At 69.5% G+C, this 22,832-nt stretch carries 16 protein-coding genes and 1 pseudogene; 12 read left to right on the plus strand and 5 right to left on the minus strand.

Annotation, left to right across the window (positions count from 1 at the left end; translation table 11 throughout):
- Window positions 1–142: 142 nt before the first annotated feature.
- Complete coding sequence (locus ACQ614_RS26895; protein WP_431681297.1) at window positions 143–1,060, plus strand: hypothetical protein; 918 nt, start codon at window positions 143–145, stop codon at window positions 1,058–1,060.
- Between the two features lie 28 nt (window positions 1,061–1,088).
- Here the strand turns inward: ACQ614_RS26895 and ACQ614_RS26900 are convergent, their stop codons facing one another.
- Window positions 1,089–2,339, minus strand: a complete 1,251-nt coding sequence (locus tag ACQ614_RS26900; RefSeq protein ID WP_431681298.1) for a DUF6880 family protein — start codon at window positions 2,337–2,339, stop codon at window positions 1,089–1,091.
- A 256-nt stretch (window positions 2,340–2,595) separates the two neighbouring features.
- Here ACQ614_RS26900 and ACQ614_RS26905 point away from each other — a divergent pair, with 256 nt between their 5' ends.
- The 4 genes from ACQ614_RS26905 (at window position 2,596) to ACQ614_RS26920 (ending at window position 6,768) form a co-directional block, all read left to right on the plus strand.
- Window positions 2,596–3,141 carry a UPF0158 family protein gene (locus tag ACQ614_RS26905; RefSeq protein ID WP_431681300.1) on the plus strand — a complete coding sequence of 182 codons (546 nt, stop codon included), beginning with the start codon at window positions 2,596–2,598 and terminating at the stop codon, window positions 3,139–3,141.
- Between the two features lie 26 nt (window positions 3,142–3,167).
- The gene (locus ACQ614_RS26910; RefSeq protein WP_431681301.1) at window positions 3,168–4,304 is read left to right on the plus strand and encodes a Fic family protein; all 1,137 of its coding nucleotides are present in this window, start codon (window positions 3,168–3,170) and stop codon (window positions 4,302–4,304) included.
- A gap of 719 nt (window positions 4,305–5,023) precedes the next feature.
- Window positions 5,024–5,428 carry a hypothetical protein gene (locus ACQ614_RS26915; protein WP_431681302.1) on the plus strand — a complete coding sequence of 135 codons (405 nt, stop codon included), beginning with the start codon at window positions 5,024–5,026 and terminating at the stop codon, window positions 5,426–5,428.
- Entirely contained in the window at window positions 5,425–6,768 is a 1,344-nt protein-coding gene (locus ACQ614_RS26920) for a helicase-associated domain-containing protein (protein ID WP_431681303.1), read from the plus strand. The genes ACQ614_RS26915 and ACQ614_RS26920 overlap by 4 nt, the downstream gene beginning before the upstream one ends.
- Window positions 6,769–7,099: 331 nt before the next feature.
- Here the strand turns inward: ACQ614_RS26920 and ACQ614_RS26925 are convergent, their stop codons facing one another.
- Entirely contained in the window at window positions 7,100–8,350 is a 1,251-nt protein-coding gene (locus ACQ614_RS26925) for a tyrosine-type recombinase/integrase (protein WP_431681304.1), read from the minus strand.
- 716 nt (window positions 8,351–9,066) lie between these two features.
- Between ACQ614_RS26925 and ACQ614_RS26930 the strand changes: the two genes are divergently transcribed.
- A protein-coding gene (locus ACQ614_RS26930) for an IS5 family transposase (RefSeq protein ID WP_431681305.1) occupies window positions 9,067–9,941 on the plus strand; the annotation gives its coding sequence in 2 pieces (ribosomal slippage) (window positions 9,067–9,411 and window positions 9,414–9,941; 873 coding nt in all).
- 493 nt (window positions 9,942–10,434) lie between these two features.
- On the plus strand, window positions 10,435–11,508 hold the full coding sequence (locus ACQ614_RS26935) for a hypothetical protein (RefSeq protein ID WP_431681306.1): 1,074 nt from the start codon (window positions 10,435–10,437) through the stop codon (window positions 11,506–11,508).
- A 19-nt stretch (window positions 11,509–11,527) separates the two neighbouring features.
- Here the strand turns inward: ACQ614_RS26935 and ACQ614_RS26940 are convergent.
- Window positions 11,528–12,536, minus strand: a pseudogene (locus ACQ614_RS26940) (IS5 family transposase).
- Between the two features lie 669 nt (window positions 12,537–13,205).
- On the opposite strand from ACQ614_RS26940, the gene ACQ614_RS26945 reads away from it, so the two are divergent.
- The 4 genes from ACQ614_RS26945 to ACQ614_RS26960 all read left to right on the plus strand — a co-directional run bounded on the left by ACQ614_RS26945 (window position 13,206) and on the right by ACQ614_RS26960 (window position 18,594).
- Window positions 13,206–14,834 carry an NlpC/P60 family protein gene (locus ACQ614_RS26945; protein ID WP_431681307.1) on the plus strand — a complete coding sequence of 543 codons (1,629 nt, stop codon included), beginning with the start codon at window positions 13,206–13,208 and terminating at the stop codon, window positions 14,832–14,834.
- An 82-nt stretch (window positions 14,835–14,916) separates the two neighbouring features.
- A complete protein-coding gene (locus tag ACQ614_RS26950; RefSeq protein ID WP_431681308.1) occupies window positions 14,917–16,908 on the plus strand; it encodes a SpoIID/LytB domain-containing protein in 1,992 nt (663 codons plus the stop codon).
- 472 nt (window positions 16,909–17,380) lie between these two features.
- Window positions 17,381–17,686: a transposase gene (locus ACQ614_RS26955; protein ID WP_431681310.1), complete on the plus strand. Its 306-nt coding sequence runs from the start codon at window positions 17,381–17,383 to the stop codon at window positions 17,684–17,686.
- Between the two features lie 5 nt (window positions 17,687–17,691).
- The gene (locus ACQ614_RS26960) at window positions 17,692–18,594 is read left to right on the plus strand and encodes an IS3 family transposase (protein ID WP_431684035.1); all 903 of its coding nucleotides are present in this window, start codon (window positions 17,692–17,694) and stop codon (window positions 18,592–18,594) included.
- A 401-nt stretch (window positions 18,595–18,995) separates the two neighbouring features.
- Here the strand turns inward: ACQ614_RS26960 and ACQ614_RS26965 are convergent, their stop codons facing one another.
- Window positions 18,996–20,003, minus strand: a complete 1,008-nt coding sequence (locus tag ACQ614_RS26965; RefSeq protein WP_431681312.1) for a hemopexin repeat-containing protein — start codon at window positions 20,001–20,003, stop codon at window positions 18,996–18,998.
- 312 nt (window positions 20,004–20,315) lie between these two features.
- Window positions 20,316–20,861 (minus strand): hypothetical protein, encoded by a 546-nt coding sequence (locus ACQ614_RS26970; protein ID WP_431681313.1) that lies wholly within the window; start codon window positions 20,859–20,861, stop codon window positions 20,316–20,318.
- Window positions 20,862–21,279: 418 nt separating this feature from the next.
- Between ACQ614_RS26970 and ACQ614_RS26975 the strand changes: the two genes are divergently transcribed.
- A complete protein-coding gene (locus ACQ614_RS26975) occupies window positions 21,280–22,824 on the plus strand; it encodes an HD domain-containing phosphohydrolase (RefSeq protein ID WP_431681315.1) in 1,545 nt (514 codons plus the stop codon).
- Window positions 22,825–22,832: the final 8 nt, after the last annotated feature.

Consider the following 22,832-nt stretch of genomic DNA (forward strand, 5'->3'; position numbering starts at 1 on the left):
TTGACCTGCGAGAGCCCCTTGTCAAAGCGCAAAGTGCGGCGGTGGGGTGGGACCAGCCCATGGCGGAGTCGGAGTGCGGGCTCACTCGTTCGGGGATTTTGTTGCGCGGCTGCGATGGGATCGGTTGGATGGCGGGATGGCTGTGAGTATCGCTGTCGACACTGTCCGGTCCGCCGCGTCCGCGAAGGCCTACCGCGGCGGCGAGAAGTTGCTGGCCGCCAGTGCGGTCAAGCGCCTGGAGCCGGGCTACGGCGGTGCCAATGCTGACGTTGCGGACGGGACGCAGACATGGCAGGTCTGGGTCGGTGTGGTGGGCCGTGCCTTGACGGGAGAGTGCGACTGTCTCGACGCCCACACCGGTGCTCTGTGCCCGCACACGGTTGCCGTGGCCCTGGCTGCGGTGCAAGCCCAGTTCCCCTGGATCGCGCTGCCCATGTCCCGCCCTGACTCGCAGACGGTGGATCCGAAGGAGCGCCGTTACCGCGATCTGGCCAAGACCCTCGACACCGCGGAGCTCATCGCCCTGATCGCACGTCATGCCGTCCGTGACCGGCAGCTCGCCATGGACCTCCAGGTGGTCACCGGCCGCCTCGGCGCGCCGGGCGCCGGGGATCTGGCGTCGCTGCGCGCGCTGGTGGACGAGGCCAGGGAGATCCCGGACGGCCGGTACGAGTACGACCTGCACGACATCGTCACTGCGGGGCGCGCTGTGGTGGCCGAACTTCAGGTGCTGGCGCTGCGTCCGCCGTCGGTCGAGCTGCTGGATGCGGTGGAGTACGCCGCCGAGTGCTGGGACTATCTCGCCGGGGTGCTGAGCCAGGACTGGCGAACCTACGATCGTGAGTCGCGTGAGATCGGCTCTGCCATCGGCGCCGTCCATGTCGGCCTTTGCGAGCAGCTGCAGGTCGACCCGGCGGAGCTGGCCGAGCGCCTCGCCAAGTTGGCTGCTGAATGCGAGACGGATTCGTTCCTGAACCTGCCTGCTTCCTACCGCCACCTGCTCGGGCCCGATGGCGTGGCGGTGTTCGAGCGGCGCTGGGGGGCGCTGCGCGGCTGGTAGGCGAAGCCGTCGAGCTGAGCAGATCAGATCAGGGAGTCAGTCCGGCGTTGTCGAGTTTGGCGATGAAGCTGGTCTTGCGCTTGTGCTCCGCGCGGAGCTCGGCGAGGTAGCGGCTGAAGCCGCCGGGGTCGCCTGCTGCGGTGTGGGCGGCGCGCAGGCGGCGAAGCAGCTTGATCGCGTGCTCGTAGCGGTACTTGCCGGTGTCGGCGAGCTGGGCCTGGATCAGGTAGCGGTAGGGGGCCAGTACGTCGGCGGGATGTACGGTTTCGCGATGCTCGATGAGGGAGCTGAGCAGGTGCGGGCCGGTCTCGTGGGGGTGGGTGGCGGCAGTGGACCATGCCTCCTCGGCGAGGCCTGCGATGGTCAAGGCCTGGATGAGTTCGCTGAGGCGGTAGGGGTCGGTTGCGGCGCGGGCACGCAGTTCGTCCAGTGCTGGGACGAGTGGCGTGGTGTCGCCGGTGCGGTCACAGGTGGCGGCGAGCGCGCGGAAGGTGGCGGCGATGGGGTGTCGGTGGAACTCGGTGATGCGTATGTCGAGCGCGGCGTCGGGTTGGCCGTCGTCGAGCAGGAGGTTGACGAGCAGGGCGCGGAGCCTGTCGCTGTAGGGGTTGCCGGGATGGTGGGCCAGCCCGCGCCGGGCCCAGTTGACGGCCTCGGCAGGCCGGTCGGCGTCGGTCAGGGCGCGTGCGATCCTGCAGTACTGCTCGGGGTTCTTCAAGTCCTCGGCGAGGACCGCGATGTAGTGGTCGGTGTCGCCGGTGAGCTCGGCGAGCTGCTCGCGGAAGTCGCGGACGGCGAACTGGGCGCTCCACGAGTCGGGGTCGGCGTCGGCGGCACGCGCCTGGACCTGGGCGGTGATCTCGGCAATGCCCCGCTCGCCGAGGGCGGGCGCGAACGCGCGCAGGTGGATGCGGGGCCAGCCGGGACCGTCGAACTGCGCTGAGACCAGCCAGGAAGCGAGCGTCTTGGGGTTGGCGGGCGGGGCTTGTTCCAGGGCACGGGCGTACAGGTCGACCAGTCCCTGGAGCGCGTCGCCGACGATGCCGGAGGAGTCGTCCAGGTACATCAGCGTACGGGTGACCCGATCCACGGCGGTGCGCAGCGTTCGCACGATCGTGTGGGCCCGGCCGGCCTCGACCAGGGTGGTCGCCGTCTCCAGTGCTCGGTGGGCGGTTGCCTGGTACTCGCCCCGCCCGTGGTAGGGATGGCGGCGCTTGTCCCACCGCAGCCTGTCCACCAGTGCGGCGAGCTCTTCCGGGGAGACCGTGTTCGTGCCCATGCGCCCATCCCACCACGTCGGGCATCTCCGCGAGCAGACGCCCGAGGGCCCGTTCCCTGACGGCGGAGGTGACGTTCGCCGGATCGGGTGTGCGGCTACCGTGCTGTCCATGAGGGGTACGTGGAGAGCCTGCGGCAGCTGCGTGCGGCGCGGCATGCCGGCGACGGGGCGGCGCTGGTCGCGCTGCTGTCGGAGCAACTGCTGGCCGAGGTTCTGCAGCAGGTGGGGGATACCGTCGGCGACGCGGTGACCGCGGGTGCCGGGCGCGGCGGAACTGGCTGCACAGTGCGTCGCCGGGCTCGCCGAGCGCGACTGGGAGGGGGACGCGGAGTTGGCGCGGCAGCTCGAGGCCGCCCTGGGCCGCGGCCCCGTGCCGTTGCTCAGGCCACTGCCGGTGGATCTGGAGGAGCTGTCCGGGCTGCTGGAAGGCGACCCCGTCTTCGGCGGTGGCCGGATCGACCTGACCACCGGTGACTGCTGGCCCCAGCAGGCCGACTCCGACGACCAGACGGAGGATGACGAAGACCCCGAGCGGTGGCTACCAGTGTGGTGCGAGGGCTCCCGGGACAGCTACCGGGACATGGAGCTGTTCATCGCGACAGTCGGTGACGCCGATTTCACGGACCGCCTGGAGATCGCGATCACGGGCCGCGGGGCGTTCCGCCGTTTCAAGGACGTCCTGGCGCGCCGTGAGGACGAGCTGTGCCGGTTCTACCTGTTCGCCGAGGAACGGCAGCGCGGCCGGGCGCGGGCCTGGCTCGCCGGGCACGGCTACCGTCCGGCGCCTCGTGATTTGACGTAATGACTGCGTCACTCTATCATTGCTGCATGCTCTTCCCCACCCCTGTCCTCACTGCTCACGACGAACGAGTTCTCCGCGACGTCGAGAGCATGCGCCTGGCTCTGCGCCACCAGGTGCGTTCGGCTCCCTCGAAGTGGACTGAGGGCCTGCGTAAGTTCCTGACGGCCGATGCCGTGGCGGCATCCAACTCCATTGAGGGATTCAAGGTCGCCACGGTCGACGTCGAGGACCTTCTGGAAGGTGAGCGCGACGTCGAGGTGTCGGAGGAGAACCGCGAGGAGACGCTTGCCTACCAGCGGATGATGACGTACATCCAGACGCTTTTCGATGTCGAGGACTTCTCCTATAGCAAGGGCCTTCTCAATGCCCTGCACTGGATGCTGCAGGGGCATCGTCACACTGTGCGAAAGCCGGCCGGGCAGTGGCGGAGGGGACCTGTGTATGTCACCGATGCCCGCGATCCGAGCATTGCCGCCTACACCGCCCCCGACGCGGGGGATGTCCCGGCGTTGATGGGGGAGTTGGTGGACTGGCTGAACTCCGACGATGGCACCCACCCGCTGGTACGGGCCGCCATGGCGCACCTGCATCTGGTGTCCATTCATCCATGGGCGGACGGGAACGGCCGGATGTCACGCTCGCTGCAGACGCTCATGATCGCCAGGGAGGGGGTACTGGCGCCGGAGTTCTCGTCGATCGAGGCCTGGCTGGGGCGTCCGGGCAATACCTGGGAGTACTACCGGGAGCTGGGTCGCCGGGGCTCCGAGTACGTGCCCGACCAGGATGTCTCCAGCTGGGTTCGCTTCAACCTGACCGCTTACCATCAGCAGGCGCAGACCGTACGAGCCCGCCTTGAGCGGTCGGGGCGGGTCTGGGGCCTGCTTGCCGACTTCGCGGCAGGCGCAGGCGTCGACGAGCGCGTGGTCTCCGCCCTGCACGATGTGGCGATGGCCGGCCGTGTGCGGCGCTCGCGCTACGAGCACGCCGAGAGTCTGAGCCTGCAGCAGGCGCAGCGAGATCTACGAGACATGGTCGCTGCCCAGGTGCTTGAGCCGGTTGGGCGTACTCGGGCGAGGTACTACACGGCCGGACCACGATTCCCACAGCGCGCACTGGAGGTGGCACGCACGCCGATGGCCTTGGTTGACCCGTTCGCCGGCTGAGGTCCTGCGGCTGTCGGCGGGGGCTGCCAGGTGACCGGTCCGGGCGCCGGCGCGCTGGGACTGCGGCTCTGGGATTCCTCCGAGGGGCGGCCACAGGATCAGTGCATCTGGGGGCAGTGCTCGGCGGCCCGGCGGCCGCCTTGGGACACGGCGGCAAGGCTTGCCCTATCGTCCGCTGGCGCCCTGGTTCTTCTTCTCGGGCTTTGCGGCTGCGAGACTCGGGCGACATGGCGGGCTTACGTGGAGAACGGATGGCAGTTCCACCGTGGGAGCTGGGCTCGGAGCGCAGGGTATACCGTCACCAGGGGCGCCGGCGGTTGCTTGAAGCGTCTGCCAGCCGTTCGGGTCGACATCCCAGGGCCAGGTCCAAGGTAGTGCGGGGCTGGTGGAGAATGCTGGGTGATGGAGAGTGACGATGTGCTGGCGAGGGTCTTGGAGCTGCGGGCCGCGGGGAGCGGGCCGAAGCAGATCGCCAGGGCGCTCGGTCTGCGCCCCGCGCAGGCGAGTGCGCTGCTGCGACAGGCAGCTGAGTGCCAGGCGGAAGGGACGGACCCAGCCGATCGGCCGGCGGTGGGATGCTGGGTGAACGCGGGCTGGAGCGTCGGCCTGGGACTGGCCGCCGTGCCCGCGTGGGCGCAGGCCGACCCGCATGCCACCGCCGATCCCGCGACCGGTGGTTTGCGCAGGTGCTGGTGGCCCGTCAGGAGCGAGCCAGCAGAGTGACAGTGTGCGGGTTCCTGGTGGACGTCTACTGCTTGGGTGTGAAGAACACCGTCGAGCCGGAGGTTATCGGAGCCGGCTCACTCCTTGCCTATCTGCGCCGGTACTACTCGGCCTTCGACCAGCCGCCGCTGAGCATCGAGTTCGACCAGACGCGCGCGATCGTGCACGGCGCGGTCGAGTACGCGCGTTCCCTCGGCTTCACGCCCGCACCCGGCTTCGCGGACACCGCCCCGTACCTGGGGCCTGTGCGGGGCGACGAGCCCCCGATCGTCTTCGGCCGCGAGGGGAACCCGTTCTACGTCTCCGGCCCGCACGACGACGCCCGGCACATTGTCCGCACCCTGGAGCAGTCCTGCGGCCCGGACGGCTTCCACTACACCGTGGCGATGGGGCAGTTGTGAGCATCGATCACCAGCTCGAGGACTGGCAGGAGAAGGAGCGCCGGATCCGTGCCACCGAACACGAGGCGCAGGCCAATCTGGCCGCCGTGCTGCAGTTGTGCGCCACGGGCAGGCTCCGCTGCAGCGAGAAGACCCGCAGGCCGGGCGCGGCCGCCGTCGCCGCGATCACCGAAGTCCTCGACGGCGGCGACTTCTACGAACACGAGGCCATCGCCGCCTTCGCCTGGCCCCTGCTCTTCCAAGCCGGCGGCCTGGCAACGCTCGCCTCTGGCAAGCTCACCCTGACCCCGCGCGGCCGCACCGCACTCGCCAAGCCCGCACACGAGACCATCGCCGCCCTTTGGCGGCGCTGGCTGAAGAACACCCTGCTGGACGAGTTCTCCCGGATCGAGGAGATCAAGGGCCAGCGTGCCGCCAACGTCCTCACCGCAGCCCGACCGCGCCGCGAGCTCGTCGGCCAGGCGCTCACCACCCGCACCGTCGGCCAATGGATCACCGTGGACGACCTGTTCGCGCAGATGCGCCGAGCCGGCCAGGACCCCGTGATCACCCGGACCGAACGCGCCCTGTGGAAGCTGTACCTGGAAGACCCCCAGTACGGAAGCCTCGGCTACGACGGCCACCACGACTGGTCGCTGCTGCAAGGCCGCTATACCCTCGCCGTGCTGTTCGAGTACGCCGCCGTCCTCGGCCTGGTCGACATCGACTACATCCCGCCCGCCGGAGCCCGCACCGACTACCAGCACAATTGGGGCGGCGACTACCTCGACCAACTCAGCCGCTACGACGGCCTGCTTGCCGTACGCCTCAACCCGCTCGGCGCCTATGCCACCGACCAGAGCGCCACCTACACGCCCAGCCCCAGGCCCCAACCGGCAACCCCGCCCGGCCGGATCACCGTCCTGCCCAACCACGGCATCGCCGCCCTCGACGGACTCGCCCCGGCCGACGCCCTGCTCCTGAACGCCTTCGCGGACAAGACCGGCGACCACGTCTGGAGCCTCACCCACCGCTCCCTGCTCCGAGCCGCCGACGCCGGGCGCGACCTCACCGAGCTGCGCCGCTACCTGGAGTCGGCGAGCCGGCATCCGCTGCCGCAGACCGTCACGACGCTTCTGGACGACGCGGCCCGTCGTCTCGGCCAGGTCCGCGACACTGGCCCGGTCCACCTGATCGAATGCGCGGACCCCGTGGTGGCTGCTCTCCTGGCCGGGGACCGGCGCCTGCGTGGCGTCGCAACCCCGCTGGGGGAGCGTCACTTCGCCGTCCCCGCCGACCGACTCACCGCCTTCCGTAAGGCCACTCTCGCCCAGGGCTACCCGCTGGAACAGCTCCGGTGACCCCCGCACATGCCGCTGCCCGCTCACCGATAAAGCAGTGCTGACGCCGGCCTCGCGCGTGCGGATCGGTTCGGCACACTGGAGCGCCGAGCCGCCCTCGACGGCGGGCCGGCGCGCGCATCAGACGACTACAGCCCTGAACCAGGCCGGAGTCGCTCTACGTCTCTCAAAGTCCCTGCTGGGGGTCAAGGGGTCGCAGGTTCAAATCCTGTCGTCCCGACGTATGTGACCAGCGGGTCTGCCGGAAATCGGCAGGCCCGCTGTTCTCGTTCGGGTGAACGGTGATGGCGACGTGATGGCAGGACGCATGGCCCGGGTGACTTCTCGTCGGCTACGCGGCCTCCGGAAGGCCTGACGCTTCGCCGTAGGGGGCGGCGGAAGGCGGCGAGGCGTCGTCGAGCGCCTGGCACAGGACGGTTACGGCATCGCGCGCGGCGTGCGGGAGCAGATGACCGTAGATGTTGACCGTGGTTGACAGCGTCGAGTGCCGCAGCGTCTTCGACACCACGGCCAAAGGAACCTCAGAGCTGATCATGATGCTGGCGGCCGTGTGCCGCAGGTCGTGAACCCCGATCCGGGGGAGACCGATCTCCGCCGACCTGCGGCGCAGCGTGACCAGGAGCTGTTGCGGGCGCAGTGGCGCGCCGTCCGGCTGGCAGAACACGAGTCCTTCGAGCGGGGCGCCCTCCGGCAGGCTCGCCCGCGCGGCCGCAGCCCGCCGTTCGAGCGCGGCGACGACCCGAGGGGAGAGGCTGACCCAGTTGCGGCTCGCCTTGGTCTTGGGGTGGCCGAGGTGGAGGTGGTTGTTGTCGACGGCGGTGAGGTTCCACCGCACCAGCAGTATCCGCTCGGCCAGGTGCACCTCGAGCCAGTGCAGACCCAGAAGTTCGCCGCGGCGCATCCCGGTACCCAGCAGGACCTCGAAGGCGTCCGCCAGCTGGTCGCCGTAGGTGTCGTGGTTGTGCCGCAGGAACGTCGCAGCCTGCGACGGGGTCCAGCAGATCCGCTCGGGCGCGGCGGGGCGGGACATGACGGCATAGCGCGCCGGGTTGTCGGCCAACCGTCGGGTGCGGACCGCAGTGTTCAGAGCGCTGGAGAGGGTGGCGCCGGCGCGGTAGACGTTGGTGCGTCCCCGCCCTCGGGCAAGCTCGGCGTCGCTCCAAGGGGCGATGTGCCGCTCGCGCAGGTCTGACAGCCTGAGCCGGCCGAAGGCCGGAACGAGGTCGTTGTGCACGTGGTCTCGGTAGCGGGCGTACGTGGTGGGTTTGAGCACGTCCTCCTTGGTGCGCAGCCACCCGGTCAGGTAGCCGGCCACCGTGAGATCGTCGTCGCGGTCCAGGCCGGTGCGCTCGCATTCGAGGGCGTGCTCCAGCGCCTCACGAGCGGCCTTGCGAGTGGGGAAGCCCCTGCGGCGCCGCTGCCTGCGGTGTCCGTCGGCCGAGGGCACGTCGAAGGCGTAGGCCCAGGAGCCGTGGCGCGTGGTGCCGCTGAGGCTGGGGCACCGCGCGCCGAACTGCTTTCCGTTGGCGTCGCGGCAGCCGCATCGCCGGTAGATCCGTCCACGGTCAGGATGAGCAGCCAAGCGTTCCTCCAGAAGGAGAGCCTGTTTCCACGATGGCTTTCAGCGCTCGGGGAAGGCAGCTGGCGCAGCATGGCGTTTGAGTTGCCATCACTCCGCCATCATCCGCCACCTGTTCGCCGTCCTGAACAGGACTTCTCCCTTGGCGGTGGTGATGTGATAGGTGAGAGGACCCTGTCTGCCTCTGCCTGGAAGCAGGAGGAGGCAGACAGGTCAGGGTGCGGATGGCACAGCGTCCTGAGCATGGCCCGGGTGGATGCCTTCCCGGGAGTAGTCGCTATCTGCGGCGGAGTCCCTTTGCGGGTCCTCATCGGCGCGCTGCTCAGAGATGGCGGCTGTGTCCACACCAGCCTGCCGAGGCTCTGGGGTGCCGTTCGCGTATGCGTCGAGGCCGATCCGTGCAAGACCCGTGAGCGACGTCAGCTCGGGGGGTTGGGTGAGTTCCAGCAGTATCCGGTCCTCGTTGGGAGTGCAGGAGAAGAAGGGGACGGTGCTGTTGAGCAGACTGGTGAGCGCGCTCAAGTTGCTGGGACATCGGCTCCTGGAAGCTCGATGAGCACATGGGCTCTTTCGTCGGGCGCGGCGAGCTCGATGTTCACGGCTCTACCCGCTGCCGCCGCAGCCTGCGCGCACCACTCCAGCATCTCGGGCAAAGCGCCAGTCTGCTGAGCTAGGGGTCTGTTGCGAAAGTGGATCTTGGTTGTGGATGATCACGTGCCGTGGCACGTGGAGATCTGACAGACGCACAGTGGGCCCGCTTGGAACCGGTATTACCCAAGAGGAAGAAGCCTGGCCGGCCGCCGAAGTGGAGCCGGCGGCAGCTGATCGACGGGATACGGTGGCGGACTCGGGCCGGGACACCGTGGCGGGATGTCCCCGAGCGGTACGGCCCCTGGGACCGGGTGTACGACCTGTTCCGGCGCTGGCAGCGCAACGGCACCTGGAAGTGGATCTTCACCGAGCTTCAGGCCCAGGCCGACGCGAAAGGCCTGATCACCTGGGACATCAGCGTGGACTCGACGGTGTGCCGGGCCCATCAGCGCGCGGCGGGCGCCTCGAAAAAGGGGCTCTGCAGAAGGAGCCGCCCGGTGGTGTCGACGCCGAGCCCACCGACCGCGGCCCCGGACGCTCCCGGGGCGGATTGACCACCAAGATTCATCTGGCGGTCGAGCAGGGGCAGAAGCCCATGTCCATCGTGATCACCGCCGGGCAGCGCGGAGACTCCCCGCAGTTCGAGCCCGTTTTGGAAGGAATCCGGGTTCCCCGCCCCGGCCCCGGGCGGCCGCGCACCAGGCCGGACAAGGTCCGCGCGGACAAAGCCCACGGTTCCCGCAAGAACCGCTCCTGCCTGCGACGACGCAAGATCCGGTGCACGATCCCCGAGAAGAAGGACCAGATCCGCAACCGCCGGAGACTCGGCTCCCGCGGCGGCCGACCGCCGAAGTTCGACGCGATCGACTACCGCGAGCGCCACGCGGTGGAGTGCGGGATCAACCGGCTCAAGAGGCACCGGGCGGTCGCCACCCGGTACGACAGGCTGGCCGTGCGCTGCGAGGCAACGGTGCTGGTCGCGGCCATCAACGAGTGGCTGTGACCAGCACTTTCGCAACAGGCCCTAGTGCTACACCTGATCGGCCCTACCCGCCGGACACCTCCGCGACACACAGGGCGCTGCCCCGGGATGCCTCTGCTCCCGGGGCAGCGCCCTGTGTATCTCCGGTGAAGGACGCCCACCCCCTGTGCAACAATGTGATGATCAGTCAGCTGGTGCGCGTTACATATTGCCGCAGGTCAGCAGTGGGGCCGGGGTTCGTGGCAGCGAGACCGGCTACGGCTGACGGCAACAGAGCTGAGGGGGAATCCGGGGATGTCGGTACCAACCGTGGGCGGCGAAGGGGAGTCCGTTGCCCCGTAGGCTACGACCGCTCGACCCCGATGACGGCCCACTGCAGGCGTTCGCCTACGAGCTGAGGTGTCTGCGGCAGGCGGCCGGGAACCCGACTTATCGGGCACTCGCAGCTACCGCAGGCTTCAGTGCCGCGACGCTGAGCGACGCCGCCGGCGGCGTGCGCAGGCCCACACTGGACGTGACGCTGGCGTATGTCGGCGCCTGCGGTGGCGATGTCAAGCTTTGGGAGAGGCACTGGTACGCACTCGACCGTCGGCTCGCCGGCAGCACCGGAGCCGACGCGCGGGTCCGGCCGTCGAGTGTGCAGGTCGCACTGACCGTCTCGGAGTTAGTCGAGCCGACGCAGGCGGACACCGAGAACCGAGCCCCGGTGGTGGACGCGTTCCAGAAACAGAGCTTCGAGCCCGAGCCGGTCGACGGCGAGGAGCCGGGAGCACCGCATCGGCGCCTGTGGCGGTCGCGGGCGTGGCTGCCCGTCATGGCCGTCGCCCTGGCGCTGGTGCTGACCGGCCTGCTCGTGGGTCCCAAGCGCGGGTCCGGCGACACACACACGGTCTCCGGATCCGGCTGTCCGGCCGGCCCGGCCGGCGGGAACACCTTCCAGGGCATGACCTACAGCGGGAGCACCCGGGTCCGCAGCAGCGCCACCCGCAGCGCACCGGTGATCGACCAGATCCCGCCCGGGTGCAGGGTCCAGTTCGTCGGCTTCTGCATCGGTGACGTCGAGGTGGACGTGACGGCCGGGACTCCCGATGTGCGCTGGTTCAAACTGGGCAGCGGCGGGCTGGTCTCGTCGGCGGTGGTGCACGGAAATCCGCCGTGGGAGTTGAGGCCGGACCGCTGCCCGGGTGAGTTCCCGGCTCCATCGTCGATCTCCCTGGCGGTCGCGCCACAACCCTCCGACCCCAAGACCGTGGAACTGCGCGCCAGCGGTTCCCACCTCGGCATCGTGGGGTTCGCCGGGTACTTCTCCGACAGCGGACAAGCCGTGCCCGTGCCGCGCTGGCACCAGCTCGGCCTGATCGGCGTCGGCGTCGACGGATTTGTGCTCCCCTGGCGGATCGCGAAGCCAACGGCTGATCAGGGCCCGATCCAGCTGGTCGCCGTCGCCTGCCTGGGTGGGGACGGCCCCACCGATGTGCTGGACGCGCTGACCCTTCCCCCTGCGGCTCCCACCCAGGCGCGGCCGCTGTCGCTGGGCGAGGGCGACCGGAGCACTGCCGCACGGACCGCCTGCCGCTACCCCGCCTAGGGAGCGTACTCGGTCGTGATCACGGGGTGGTCTTGGTGAGGTCTTTGATCCAGGTCATTGCGCCGCGCAGGTGGAGGCCTGCAAGGTAGCTCTCTGGTGTCTTGTCGAACCGGGTGGCGATGCCCCGCCAGGCCTTCAGCCTGTTGATCAGGCGTTCGACGGTGTTCCGCTCCCTGTAGAGCTCGGCGTCGTGGCCGACGGGCCGGCCGCCCGCCGAGCCTTTCCGCTTCCGGTTGGCGGCCTGGTCCCGCTTCTCCGGGATGACGGCCTTGATGCCGCGTTTACGCAGGTGGGCGCAGTTTCCGCGCGACGAGTAGGCCTTGTCCCCGGCGACCGCGTCGGGTCGGGTGCGCGGGCGGCCGACCGGCCCGCGGACCCGCACCTTCTCCAACACGGGGATGAACTGCGGACTGTCGGCGGCCTGCCCCTCGGTCAGAACGAGCACCAGCGGGCGGCACCTGCGCTCGCCGGCGACGTGGACCTTGCTGGTCTGCCCGCCCCTGGAGCGGCCGAGCAGCGCGGCCTTCAGGCGGAGCCTGCGTCGGCGTCGGACACGTCGCCGCTCGTCCCGTTCCGGGTCGTGTGCGGTGTCCTGTCCGCCTTGTCCCTCCGCGCTGCCCCTTCTTGCCGGGCCTTCTCCGCCTCCTCGGCGGCCTTCTCCCAGTCGGCGAGCATGGCGGGGTCGAGGTGCATGCCCGCGGCGTCGTGGTGGGGCCCGGACGGTGGTGGAATCCACGCTGACCAGCGACAAGTCCACCTCACCCCGCTTCGCGGCCTCCGCGATCGCACCCTCCAGCAGGGCCTCGAACACCCGGGCGTCCCTCCGCTGCCGGAAGCGGTTGTGGACCGTCGACCAGGCGCCGAACTTCTGCGGTATCTCCCGCCACTGGCTGCCCGTCCGAAACCTCCAGATCACGCCCTCGAACTGCCGGCGCAGCCGCTCGGGATATGGGCCGTACTCACCGATTGATTGGCAGGTACGGCTCGATGAACTCCCACTCGGCATCGATCAGTTGCACTCGCGTCACACAACAGGATCTATCGGATCAGGCGCGACCGCGAGGGCGAAACGCACAAACTGATCACAAACCCGATACCTGTCCTTGGGCGGCTCCCACACGGGCACCCCGTGGACCAGCGGCTGGAGCCACTGCAGCTGACTTCTGGTCGTCCCTGCGCGCGGTGGTTGTCCAGCTGTCCAACGGTGCACTCGGACGTTGTCAGGACGTTGTACGGACTTTGTCAGGACAGCGGAACGCCGTGCACTTGTAAGGAATTGATTGTCCATCACCGGGTCAGCTGTCCTGACAATCAGTCGTCGCACAAGATCTTGTCCGTCAGCACGGTGCGCCCGGCGACCTCGGCCTCAACGGCCTGGCCAACCACGCCGCCGACGACGGCCCCCGCATCCCCATCCCCATCCAGACCTGGGAGGAGTACCAGCCCTCCCACTGACCGTGCGCGGCACCACCGGAGCACGACCGAAGCGAACCACTCCCGGTAGCCCGCACCCCCCAGATCCTCCGGTGCGCAACGCCAACGCCTGCCACCCCGAAACTCCTGGCCGTCCAGCGCCGGGAACTCGCCCGCATCCGCGGCGAGAAGGGACTCCGCTGGGGCAGCAGCCTCGCGGTCACAGCACGAGCGGGCGCTCTTCCATCCATCGATCTCTGCTACTGGAGTTACCCAAGTTGAAGATGTCCCTTCGCCTTGTCCTACGAACCACTCTCGCCGTTGCTGTAGCGGGTGCGCTTGGTGGGACCCTCGTCGGCCCGGCCGCAGCGGCGCCTACCGACCCCGATGGGGTCGCCGTCGTTGCCTCGACCTCCGGCTACCAGAGTGTGTTCGTTCCGACTGTCCCCAATCCGACGACGGCGACGGCCTCGGAGCTGGCCGACGCCGCGAAGAAGGCGGGTTCCCGCTCGCTGACGGCGCCGACCCTGAACCAGCGCACCGCGTCGGCCGTCACCCGCTCGGACGTCATATCCCGGGCGATGAGCTGGGTGAACGCTGGTGTGCCGTACAGCATGGGCGCCTACCGGACGGACGCCAACGGGAGGTACCGCACCGACTGTTCCGGCTTCGTCTCGATGGCCTGGAACTTGGCCTCATCCAGCGCCAACAACTGGGGTGAGACCACCGGGACCCTGCCGAACTTCTCCACCGCCATCAGCAAGGAGGACCTCAAGCCGGGCGATATCCTGCTCAACCCCGCATCCGGTGCTCTCGGGCACGTCGTCATCTTCAACGGCTGGACCAACTCCGCTCACACCGAGTACGACGGCCTGGAGGAGGCGAGCAGTGTCGGTGCCGTGCGGCGCCACATTCCGTACCCCTACTTCGCTGGGCACGGCACCTTCAGTCCCTATCGATACGACAACATCGCCGATGACCGGGCCCAGACCTCGCCGGTGTCGTTTGATGCTGCCGGTGGTCACGTCGGGTTTGTGGACACCAACGGCAATGTGGCCAATGACTGGGCGACGAGCACGGGTTGGGCGGGTCCGGCGCTGCTTGGTGGGCAGGCTCGTGCGGATTCGCCGGTGGTCTTCAGTCCCAGCGGCGACAAGGTGTTCTTCATTGACACCAATGGCAATGTTGCCAACGACTGGTATGCCAATGGCAGTTGGCAGGGTCCGGCGCTGATCGGGGGTAAGGCGCGCGCCGGTTCCTCCCTCGTCACCGACGCCGCCGGGTACCGGGTCGCGTTCGTGGACACTGACGGCAATGTCGCGAACGACTGGGCGACCAGCAGTGGCTGGCAGGGTCCTGCGCTGCTGGGCGGCCAGGCCCGGTCCGATTCCCCGCTGGCGTTCGACGCGAACAGCGACCATGTCTTCTTCATCGACACCAACGGCGATGTCGCGAACGACTGGATGACCAGCAGTGGCTGGCAGGGTCCGGCGCTGATCGGCGGTAAGGCCCGGGCCGGCTCCGGCCTCGCCACCGACGCCGCCGGGTACCGGGTCGCGTTCGTGGACACTGACGGCAATGTGGCCAATGACTGGGCGACCAGCAGTGGCTGGCAGGGTCCTGCGCTGCTGGGCGGCCAGGCGCGTTCCGACTCCCCGCTGGTGTTCGACGCGAACAGCGACCACCTCTACTTCATCGACACCAACGGCAATGTCGCGAACGACTGGGCGACCAGCGGTGGCTGGCAGGGCCCGGCGCTGATCGGTGGCCAGGCCCGGGCCGGCTCCGGCCTCAGCACCACCAACGCCGGCAACCTTGTCGCCTTCGTCGACACCAACGGCTTCGTCGCGAACGACTGGCAGACCGGCAGTGGCTGGCAGGGACCGGCCCTGCTCGGCGGCACCAGCCGCTGACCACAACCCAGCAATCCCACCACACACCACCGCGCCGGCCGGCCACAACGGCCGGCGCGGCCTTACAAGTAGGGAATCAGACTTGTCAGTCATCCGCGGCCTACGCCCGACGCTCATCGGTGTCACGGCGATGGCGACCGTGTGCTGTGTGTCGGCAGGAACGGCAGTCGCGGCGGTGCTGCCGTCGCCGAGCGCTTCGCCATCAAAGTCGATCACCCTGTCGGGGACCGTGAAGGACGCCCGCGCAGAAAGGGTGTCCGGCGAGGTGATCATCCCTCCCGCCTCGATGCCGGCCGTGAACGGCGCGCGCATCGAGGTGAACGGCACCCTCGTGGGCCGCACCGACCGTGCGGGCGCGTTCAAGTTCGACTACCCGGACCCGACCGGTAAACCCGTGACGATCACGGTGACCGCTCCGGGATTCGGCGCCTACCAGCTGGCCGGCGTGACCCCGGAACACACCGGTGACTCGCTGACCGTGCAGCTGACGGGCAAGGCGCAGTCGGGCAGCGACCAGGCCGCACCCGCGACGGACCCGCTCAACCGGGCCGCCGCGGCCACGGCGCAGGCGACGGCGGGCAGCTGCGGCGGCTACTCGTCCGACTCGACCCCGCCCTCTACCATCCGGGTGCTGCAGTACTCACAGCACACCAGCGCGGGGGCGCCGGTAGCGGGCACACAGATCGGCGTGGTCAGTGTGCCGTTCCAGTCGTACGTCCAGGATGTGCTGGCCAATGAGTGGATACCCTCCTGGCAGCCTGACGCGCTGAAGGCGGGCGCGATGGCGGCGAAGACCTACGCGTGGTACCAGGTCAACCACTGGCGCGGCGGATCCTACGGCGGCACCTGCTACAACGTCGACGACTCCATCAACTACCAGCGCTACATCCCCGGCTCGGCCACCGCCGCCACCAACGCCGCTGTTGCGGCGACCTGGAACACGGTGATGACACGGAACGGCTCGGTCTTCCAGGCCTCGTATCAGGCCACGCTCACCAACAATCCGTCCGAGGCCTGCGGCTCCGGCCTGTCCCGCTATCCGGACACGCTCAGCCAGTGGGGGTCGCAGAACTGCGCCCTCGCCGGTAACTCCTGGCAGTCGATACTGAGCCGCTACTACCCCGGCGTATCGTTCAGCGGGGCGTCAGCTCTCGGCACGGTGTCGTTTGATGCTGCCGGTGGTCACGTCGGGTTTGTGGACACCAACGGCAATGTGGCCAATGACTGGGCGACGAGCACGGGTTGGGCGGGTCCGGCGCTGCTTGGTGGGCAGGCTCGTGCGGATTCGCCGGTGGTCTTCAGTCCCAGCGGCGACAAGGTGTTCTTCATTGACACCAATGGCAATGTTGCCAACGACTGGTATGCCAATGGCAGTTGGCAGGGTCCGGCGCTGATCGGGGGTAAGGCGCGCGCCGGTTCCTCCCTCGTCACCGACGCCGCCGGGTACCGGGTCGCGTTCGTGGACACTGACGGCAATGTCGCGAACGACTGGGCGACCAGCAGTGGCTGGCAGGGTCCTGCGCTGCTGGGCGGCCAGGCCCGGTCCGATTCCCCGCTGGCGTTCGACGCGAACAGCGACCATGTCTTCTTCATCGACACCAACGGCGATGTCGCGAACGACTGGATGACCAGCAGTGGCTGGCAGGGTCCTGCGCTGATCGGCGGTAAGGCCCGGGCCGGCTCCGGTCTCGCCACCGACGCCGCCGGGTACCGGGTCGCGTTCGTGGACACTGACGGCAATGTGGCCAATGACTGGGCGACCAGCAGTGGCTGGCAGGGTCCTGCGCTGCTGGGCGGCCAGGCGCGTTCCGACTCCCCGCTGGTGTTCGACGCGAACAGCGACCACCTCTACTTCATCGACACCAACGGCGATGTCGCGAACGACTGGGCGACCAGCGGTGGCTGGCAGGGCCCGGCGCTGATCGGTGGCCAGGCCCGGGCCGGCTCCGGCCTCAGCACCACCAACGCCGGCAACCTTGTCGCCTTCGTCGACACCAACGGCTTCGTCGCGAACGACTGGCAGACCGGCAGTGGCTGGCAGGGACCGGCCCTGCTCGGCGGCACCAGCCGCTGACCACAACCCAGCAATCCCACCACACACCACCGCGCCGGCCGGCCACAACGGCCGGCGCGGCCTTACAAGCGGGCGCCGTGCCATCGGGCGGAGACGTGAGGATATGCCGGGCGTGCGGGTCCCGATCGCCGAACTCGATCCGGAGCGGCTGCTTGGCCTGGTCGGCCAACTGTGTTCTGCGTCAACGGATGCACCTGAGGTCAAGGGAGCGATCTATGAGGCGCCGCTGGTCCCGCGGCGGGACCACACGCCATGCACAGAGCCGAGCAATCGCAGCTCGACTCAAAAGCTGAACGTGCTCTCGGTGCCCTCTGACCTGTGGAAACTCCTTGCATCGCGATCTGGGGGTCAAGGGGTCGCAGGTTCAAATCCTGTCGTCCCGACAGTGGTCAGAGGGCCGGAGTGAGGTTCCCCCGCTGACCTGGACAGCTTGATACTGGGACGGATGGTCCCGGAGGAAGCAGCCCAGGTAGTGAGCAAGCAGAACAACAGGAGCAAGCGGTACACGGCCGAGTTCAAGCAGGACGCGGTCGAGCTCGCGCTGTCCTCGGACAGGACCGTCACCGAGGTGGCCCGGGATCTCGGCGTCAGTGCCGAGGGCCTGCGGAACTGGGTCAACCAGGCCAAGGCGGACCGGGGCGAGGGCCCGGTGGGCGCGCTGACCAGCGCGGAACGCGAGGAGCTCGCCCGGCTTCGGCGGCAGAACCGGGAACAGCAGCAGACCATCGAGATCCTGAAAAAAGCCGCGGCCTTCTTCGCGCAGGACACGCTGAAGTAGGCACCCTGTGCGCCTTCGTCGACGCGGAGAAGGCCACCGACACCAACCCCGGCGGCTTCAGCGTGGCACTGCTGTGCCGCGCCCTGGGCCTGCCGCGCTCCACCTACTACGCGCACGTCGCGGCCGCCCCGGCCCGGCGGGCCCGGCAGCGGGCCGAGGAGAAGCTGGTGGGTGAGATCCGGCTCCTGCATGCCGGCTCGCGCGGCGCCTACGGCGTTCCCCGAGTCCACGCCGCCCTGGCACGGGCGGGCCGTGCGGTCAACCGCAAACGAGTCGAGCGGCTGATGCGTGCGCACGGCATCACCGGCATCACCCGCCGCCGACGCCGGGGGCTGACCCGGCAGGCGAAGCGGGCAGTGTTCGCGGCCGACCTGATCGGCCGGGACTTCACCGCCCCCAGACCCGGGATGCGGCTGGTTGGCGACATGACCGAACTGATCACCGAGGAAGGGAAGTTGTACCTGGCGACCTGCATCGACCTCGCAACGCGGGAGGTGGTCGGTTGGGCGCTGGCGGACCACCACCGGGCCGAGCTGCCGGTCGCCGCGCTGCGGCTGGCGGCCGGACGCGGACAGCTGGAGGCCGGCTGCATCATGCACACCGACCGCGGCAGTGAATACACCAGCAGTGAATTCCGCTCGGTGATAGGCGAGTTGGGCATGAGGCAGTCGATGGGCCGGGTCGGCTCCTGTTACGATAACGCCGCAGCGGAGAGCTGGTTCGCCCTGTTCAAGGCCGAGATCGGCACCACAGCGTGGGCCACTCGAGCCCAGGCTCGAGCCGATGTCTTCCGCTTCATCGAAGTCGAGTACAACCGCAGTCGGCTCCGCAGGCACCCCGAACTCGGGTACCTCACCCCGCTCGAAACCCGGGTCAGACTGCAGCGCGACTTCACCCCCGCAGCGTAGAAACCCGCTGTCCAAGATCAAGGGGGAACTTCAGAGACATAGTCTCCGGCCCTTTCGACATCCACGGGTGACATCAACCCTGCTTGACCAGCCCTCCGTGGACATCCCGGCGGCTGAGCCGTCCTCCTCTCTGAATGCGGCCGGGGTGGCGCTGGCGGAGATGCCGGGCGCGTCGTCCATCCGGTCCACCGCCTCCGCAGCGTCGACTGCATGGCGATGCAGGGGCCGCGGCGCCGGCCACCCGGGGGTGCATCCCACGGCCCAGGGGCGCAGTGTCTCCCATGGCGGCGAGCCAACGCGCCCGCAGTGAAGCCCGTGGGCCCTCGCTGGCGCCGCCGTCCTGCGCCCACTCCACGCCGGGCTCGGCGAGCTGTGGCCGGCCCGGCGTGGTCGGGCCCCGGCTAGCGCACCCGGACGTACTGGTCGCCCTTGAAGAAGTACAGGTCGCCGGTGCCTCCGGGGACGCGGCAGGCGTCGTCGACTCCCTTGGCGAAGACACCGTCGATCCCCCAGACCGACGCCAGGCTCTTGGGCCCGGAGGTGATCTTCTCGTCGCGGGTGCGGTAGAGCACGTACTGGTCGTCCTTGAACAGGTACAGACTGGTCGGCTCGCCGGGCACGCTGCAGGCCGCGCTGATGCCGGTGGCGAAGGCGGTGCCCTTGAGGCCGGACCAGCCGTCCGCGAGGCTCTTGGGCCCGGAGGTGATCTTCTCGTCGCCGGTGCGGTAGCGCAGGTACTGGTCGCCCTTGAACAGGTAGACGTCGGTGGTGTTGTCCGGGGCGAGGGAGGCGGCGTCGATGCCGGTGGCGAAGGCGGTGCCCTTGAGGCCGGACCAGCCGTCCGCGAGACTCTTGGGCCCGGAGGCGATCTTCTCCTCGGCGACCTTGTAGCGCAGGTACTGGTCACCCTTGAACAGGTACAGGTCGGTGGCGTTGTCCGGCACGCCGCACACGGCGTCGATGCCGGTGGCGAAGGCGGTGCCCTTCAGGGCCGGCCAGCCGTTCGACAGTGTCTTGGCCTGGAGGGCCGCAGGGGTTGTGGACGTCGTGGTGGCCGCCGTCGCCCCGTTGACCTCGCGAGTGAGCGTAGAGCTCCAGGGGCACCACATGCAGCCGGGCAGGAAGGCGCCGCAGGCCTCGTCGAGGTGGTCCTCGACGTACGCGGGGTTGGCGTCGCACACCTCGATGGCCATCTCGAAGAAGCTGATGGTGGTCGGGTCCAGGTGGTAGCTCCAGCCCGGGTTGTAGGGGGCGGGCCGCTTGATGATCCGGCCGATCACATGGATCCTGTCCTTCTCCTCGCCCCGGAGGATCTTGCGCGCCTCCTCGATCTTCGCGTCATCGGTCAGCTTGAAGACGAACTCCTCCGGAGCGGGCTGGCACTTGAATGCGAAGTAGGCCTCGGCCATCAGATGTCCCTCTCGGTCATTGGTGTACGCACGGCTGCGCGTGACGCACCGTCCAACGATGTGTGCCCGGCGCGGTTACGCAGGCGTCGGCATGCGGCACGGGGTGTGGCCCTGTGGGCTCCGGGCGCTCAAAGCACAGCGCTGTCGGCGCTCCCCGGGAAACCGGTGCTCAGTGCGAGGTCCTTGCCCGCGTCGAACTCGGCCCGCAGCACGTCGAGCTTCGTCCCGATCCGGCGCTGGGCGTCGCTGCCCAGGACTGCCCAGGACTGCCCAGGACTGCCCAGGACTGCCCAGTGCCGGGGCAGGGAGACGTCACGGCGGTGTGGATGGCTTCGGCGGCCCTCTGCGGGTAACCGGGGAACATCTCCGGCGTGAGCCGTCCATCGAGGGGGCGTTGACGATGACGTCTGTACGGCGCCGGTGCATGCCGGGGAGTACTTCGCGCGTCAGGGCAGCGGTGCCGAAGAAGTTCACCTCGAACGGCCCGCGACGGTCGGCCTCCTTCTCCAGGCAACGCGAGGCCGGCTCGGTGGTGGCGGCCGTCGAGCTCGCGACCACCACCGCCCGGTCCCGTGATCCGGCACGTACTCGGCGAGCGCCCTGTCCAGCCCGCTGGAGGCGCCGGTGATCAGCCAGGTCTTGCGGTTCATGAAAGGTTCTCCGTCGCGAAGTGTCGGGTGGATGCGCGTCCGGTGCATGCGCAACGGGCCACGCTCGCTGCCCGGCCGGGAAGCCGGTGGCGGCGCTCGCCTCGGCCCACTTCCGCGTCTCCTTCGCGTGCCTGCCGGTCAGGCCGACCCCGGACAGGACCTCTGCGGCCGTCGCGCGCATGTCGAAGGGGGTGGTGATGAGCGTCATGGTGATGGGAGCTGCCCTTTCGGTCCTGACTTTCCGTCAGGGCACAGAGGGTTCCGTACCGGAGACTCTCCGGCCCGCTCCGGAAACCCTGACCCGCGGACCACGCGCGGGTCATCAGTCAATCGACTCTCGTCCCCGTGGGTTCGGCCGTTCCGACGTGGGCCGCCTCCTGGCACCCTCCGGTGAGCACCCGGGCCCGAGCCGGGGCGGACATCTTCCGCTTCATCGAAGTCGAGTACAACCGCACCCGCTCCGCAGGCACCCCGAGCTCGAGTACCTCACCCCGCTCGAAACCCGGAGCCGGTTGCAACGAGACTTCACCCCCGCAGCGCGAAACCCGCTGTCCAAGATCGTGGGGGAACTTCGGGGAGGGGCTCCGTGGGAGGATGGACCCGTGCTCACGGCACGGGAGTGACGCATGCGGAACCAGCTACGGCTCGCGGACCTGCTGGCCGCGCTGTCGGTGGCCACCGACCTCGGCACGGGGCAGCCGCCCGAGAAGGCGGTCCGCTCGTGCCTGCTGGCCACCGGGCTCGCCCGTGCGCTGGGACTGCCCGAGCGGCAGGTGCGTGACGTCTACCTCGCCGCGCTGCTGCGCCACCTGGGGTGCACCGCCACGGCGTCCGTCGAGGCCCGTCTGTACGGGGGCGACGAGCTGGCGTCACGCTCCGCGGCCGAATCGGCCGACTTCCGTGACGCCCGGGAGGCCCTCGCCCTGACTCTCGCCGTGGGTCGTGGGACCGGTCCGCGCCGACCGGGGCTGCTCGTGCGGGCCGTCGTGGGCGACCTCCGGTACGGGGAGACGATCCTGCGGTCCGTCTGCGAGGCCGGCTCGTTGCTGGCCGGGCGGCTCGGGCTGGGCCGGGAGGTCCGGGACTGCCTGTACCAGCAGTTCGAGCGCTGGGACGGCAAGGGGGTGCCGCGCCGCCTGGCGGGGGAGGAGATCTCGCTCGCTGCGCGGATCGGGGAGGTCGCCAACCAGGCGCTGCTGTTCCACCTGGCGGGCGGGCCGGATGCCGCGCTGTCCATGGTGGAGCGGCGCGCCGGCGGATGGTTCGACCCGTCGGTCGCCGATGCCTTCCGCCGCCACGGGGGCGCGCTGCTGCGCGAGCTCGACACGGCGGACCCGTGGGAAGCCGTCCTGACGGCCGAACCGCCGCCCGTGCGCCGCATCGACGGGACGGAGCTCGACCGGGTGGCCCGCGCCTTCGCGGACATGGTGGACCTCAAGGCGCCTTACACGCTGGGGCACTCGACCGGGGTGGCCGAGCTGGCCGAACACGCCGCCCGCCTGCTCGGGCTGGCGGAACCCGAGGTGCGGGACCTGCGGCACGCCGCCCTCCTGCACGACCTGGGGCGGGTTGGCGTCCCGAGCGGTATCTGGGACAAGCCCGGCCCGCTGACGCGCGGTGAGCGCGAGCGGATCAGGCTGCACCCCTACCACACGGAACGAATCCTGGCCTGCTCGCGTGTGCTGGAGCCACTGGGACGCGTCGCCGGTCTGCACCACGAACGCCTGGACGGCAGCGGTTACCACCACGGGCTGACGGCGGCCGCCATCCCGCTGCCCGCCCGGATCCTCGCCGCCGCCGACACGTTCCAGGCCGCCACCCAGGACCGCCCCCACCGGCCGGCCCGCAGCGCCGAGCAGGCGGCCGAGCTGCTGGCCCGGCAGGCCACGGCCGGCGGCCTCGATCCCGAGTGCGTGCGCGCCGTCGCCGTCGCAACCGGGCAGCGACCGCCCGCACCGGCCCCGCCCCGGCCGGCGGGCCTCACGGAGCGTGAGGTCGATGTCCTCCGGCTGCTGGCGCGCGGCCTGACGAACCAGCAGATCGGAGCAAGGCTGGTCGTCTCGCGCCGCACCGCCGAGCACCACGTCCAGCACATCTACGGCAAGATCGGCACCTCGACCCGCGCGGGTGCCACGCTCTTCGCGCTGGAGCACGACCTCCTGCGCGGCTGATCCGGTCC

The sequence above is a fragment of the Kitasatospora dryopteridis genome (genome assembly GCF_050749075.1).
In the GTDB taxonomy this organism is placed as follows: Bacteria; Actinomycetota; Actinomycetes; order Streptomycetales; family Streptomycetaceae; genus Kitasatospora.

Bases quoted from the DNA above. Each gene is read 5' to 3' on its own strand.
- ACQ614_RS26900 (WP_431681298.1), bottom strand. From the start codon at position 2,339: ATGGGCACGAACACGGTCTCCCCGGAAGAGCTCGCCGCACTGGTGGAC.
- ACQ614_RS26910 (WP_431681301.1), top strand. From the start codon at position 3,168: ATGCTCTTCCCCACCCCTGTCCTCACTGCTCACGACGAACGAGTTCTC.
- ACQ614_RS26945 (WP_431681307.1), top strand. From the start codon at position 13,206: ATGTCCCTTCGCCTTGTCCTACGAACCACTCTCGCCGTTGCTGTAGCG.
- ACQ614_RS26965 (WP_431681312.1), bottom strand. From the start codon at position 20,003: ATGGCCGAGGCCTACTTCGCATTCAAGTGCCAGCCCGCTCCGGAGGAG.
- ACQ614_RS26970 (WP_431681313.1), bottom strand. From the start codon at position 20,861: ATGACGCTCATCACCACCCCCTTCGACATGCGCGCGACGGCCGCAGAG.
- ACQ614_RS26975 (WP_431681315.1), top strand. From the start codon at position 21,280: ATGCGGAACCAGCTACGGCTCGCGGACCTGCTGGCCGCGCTGTCGGTG.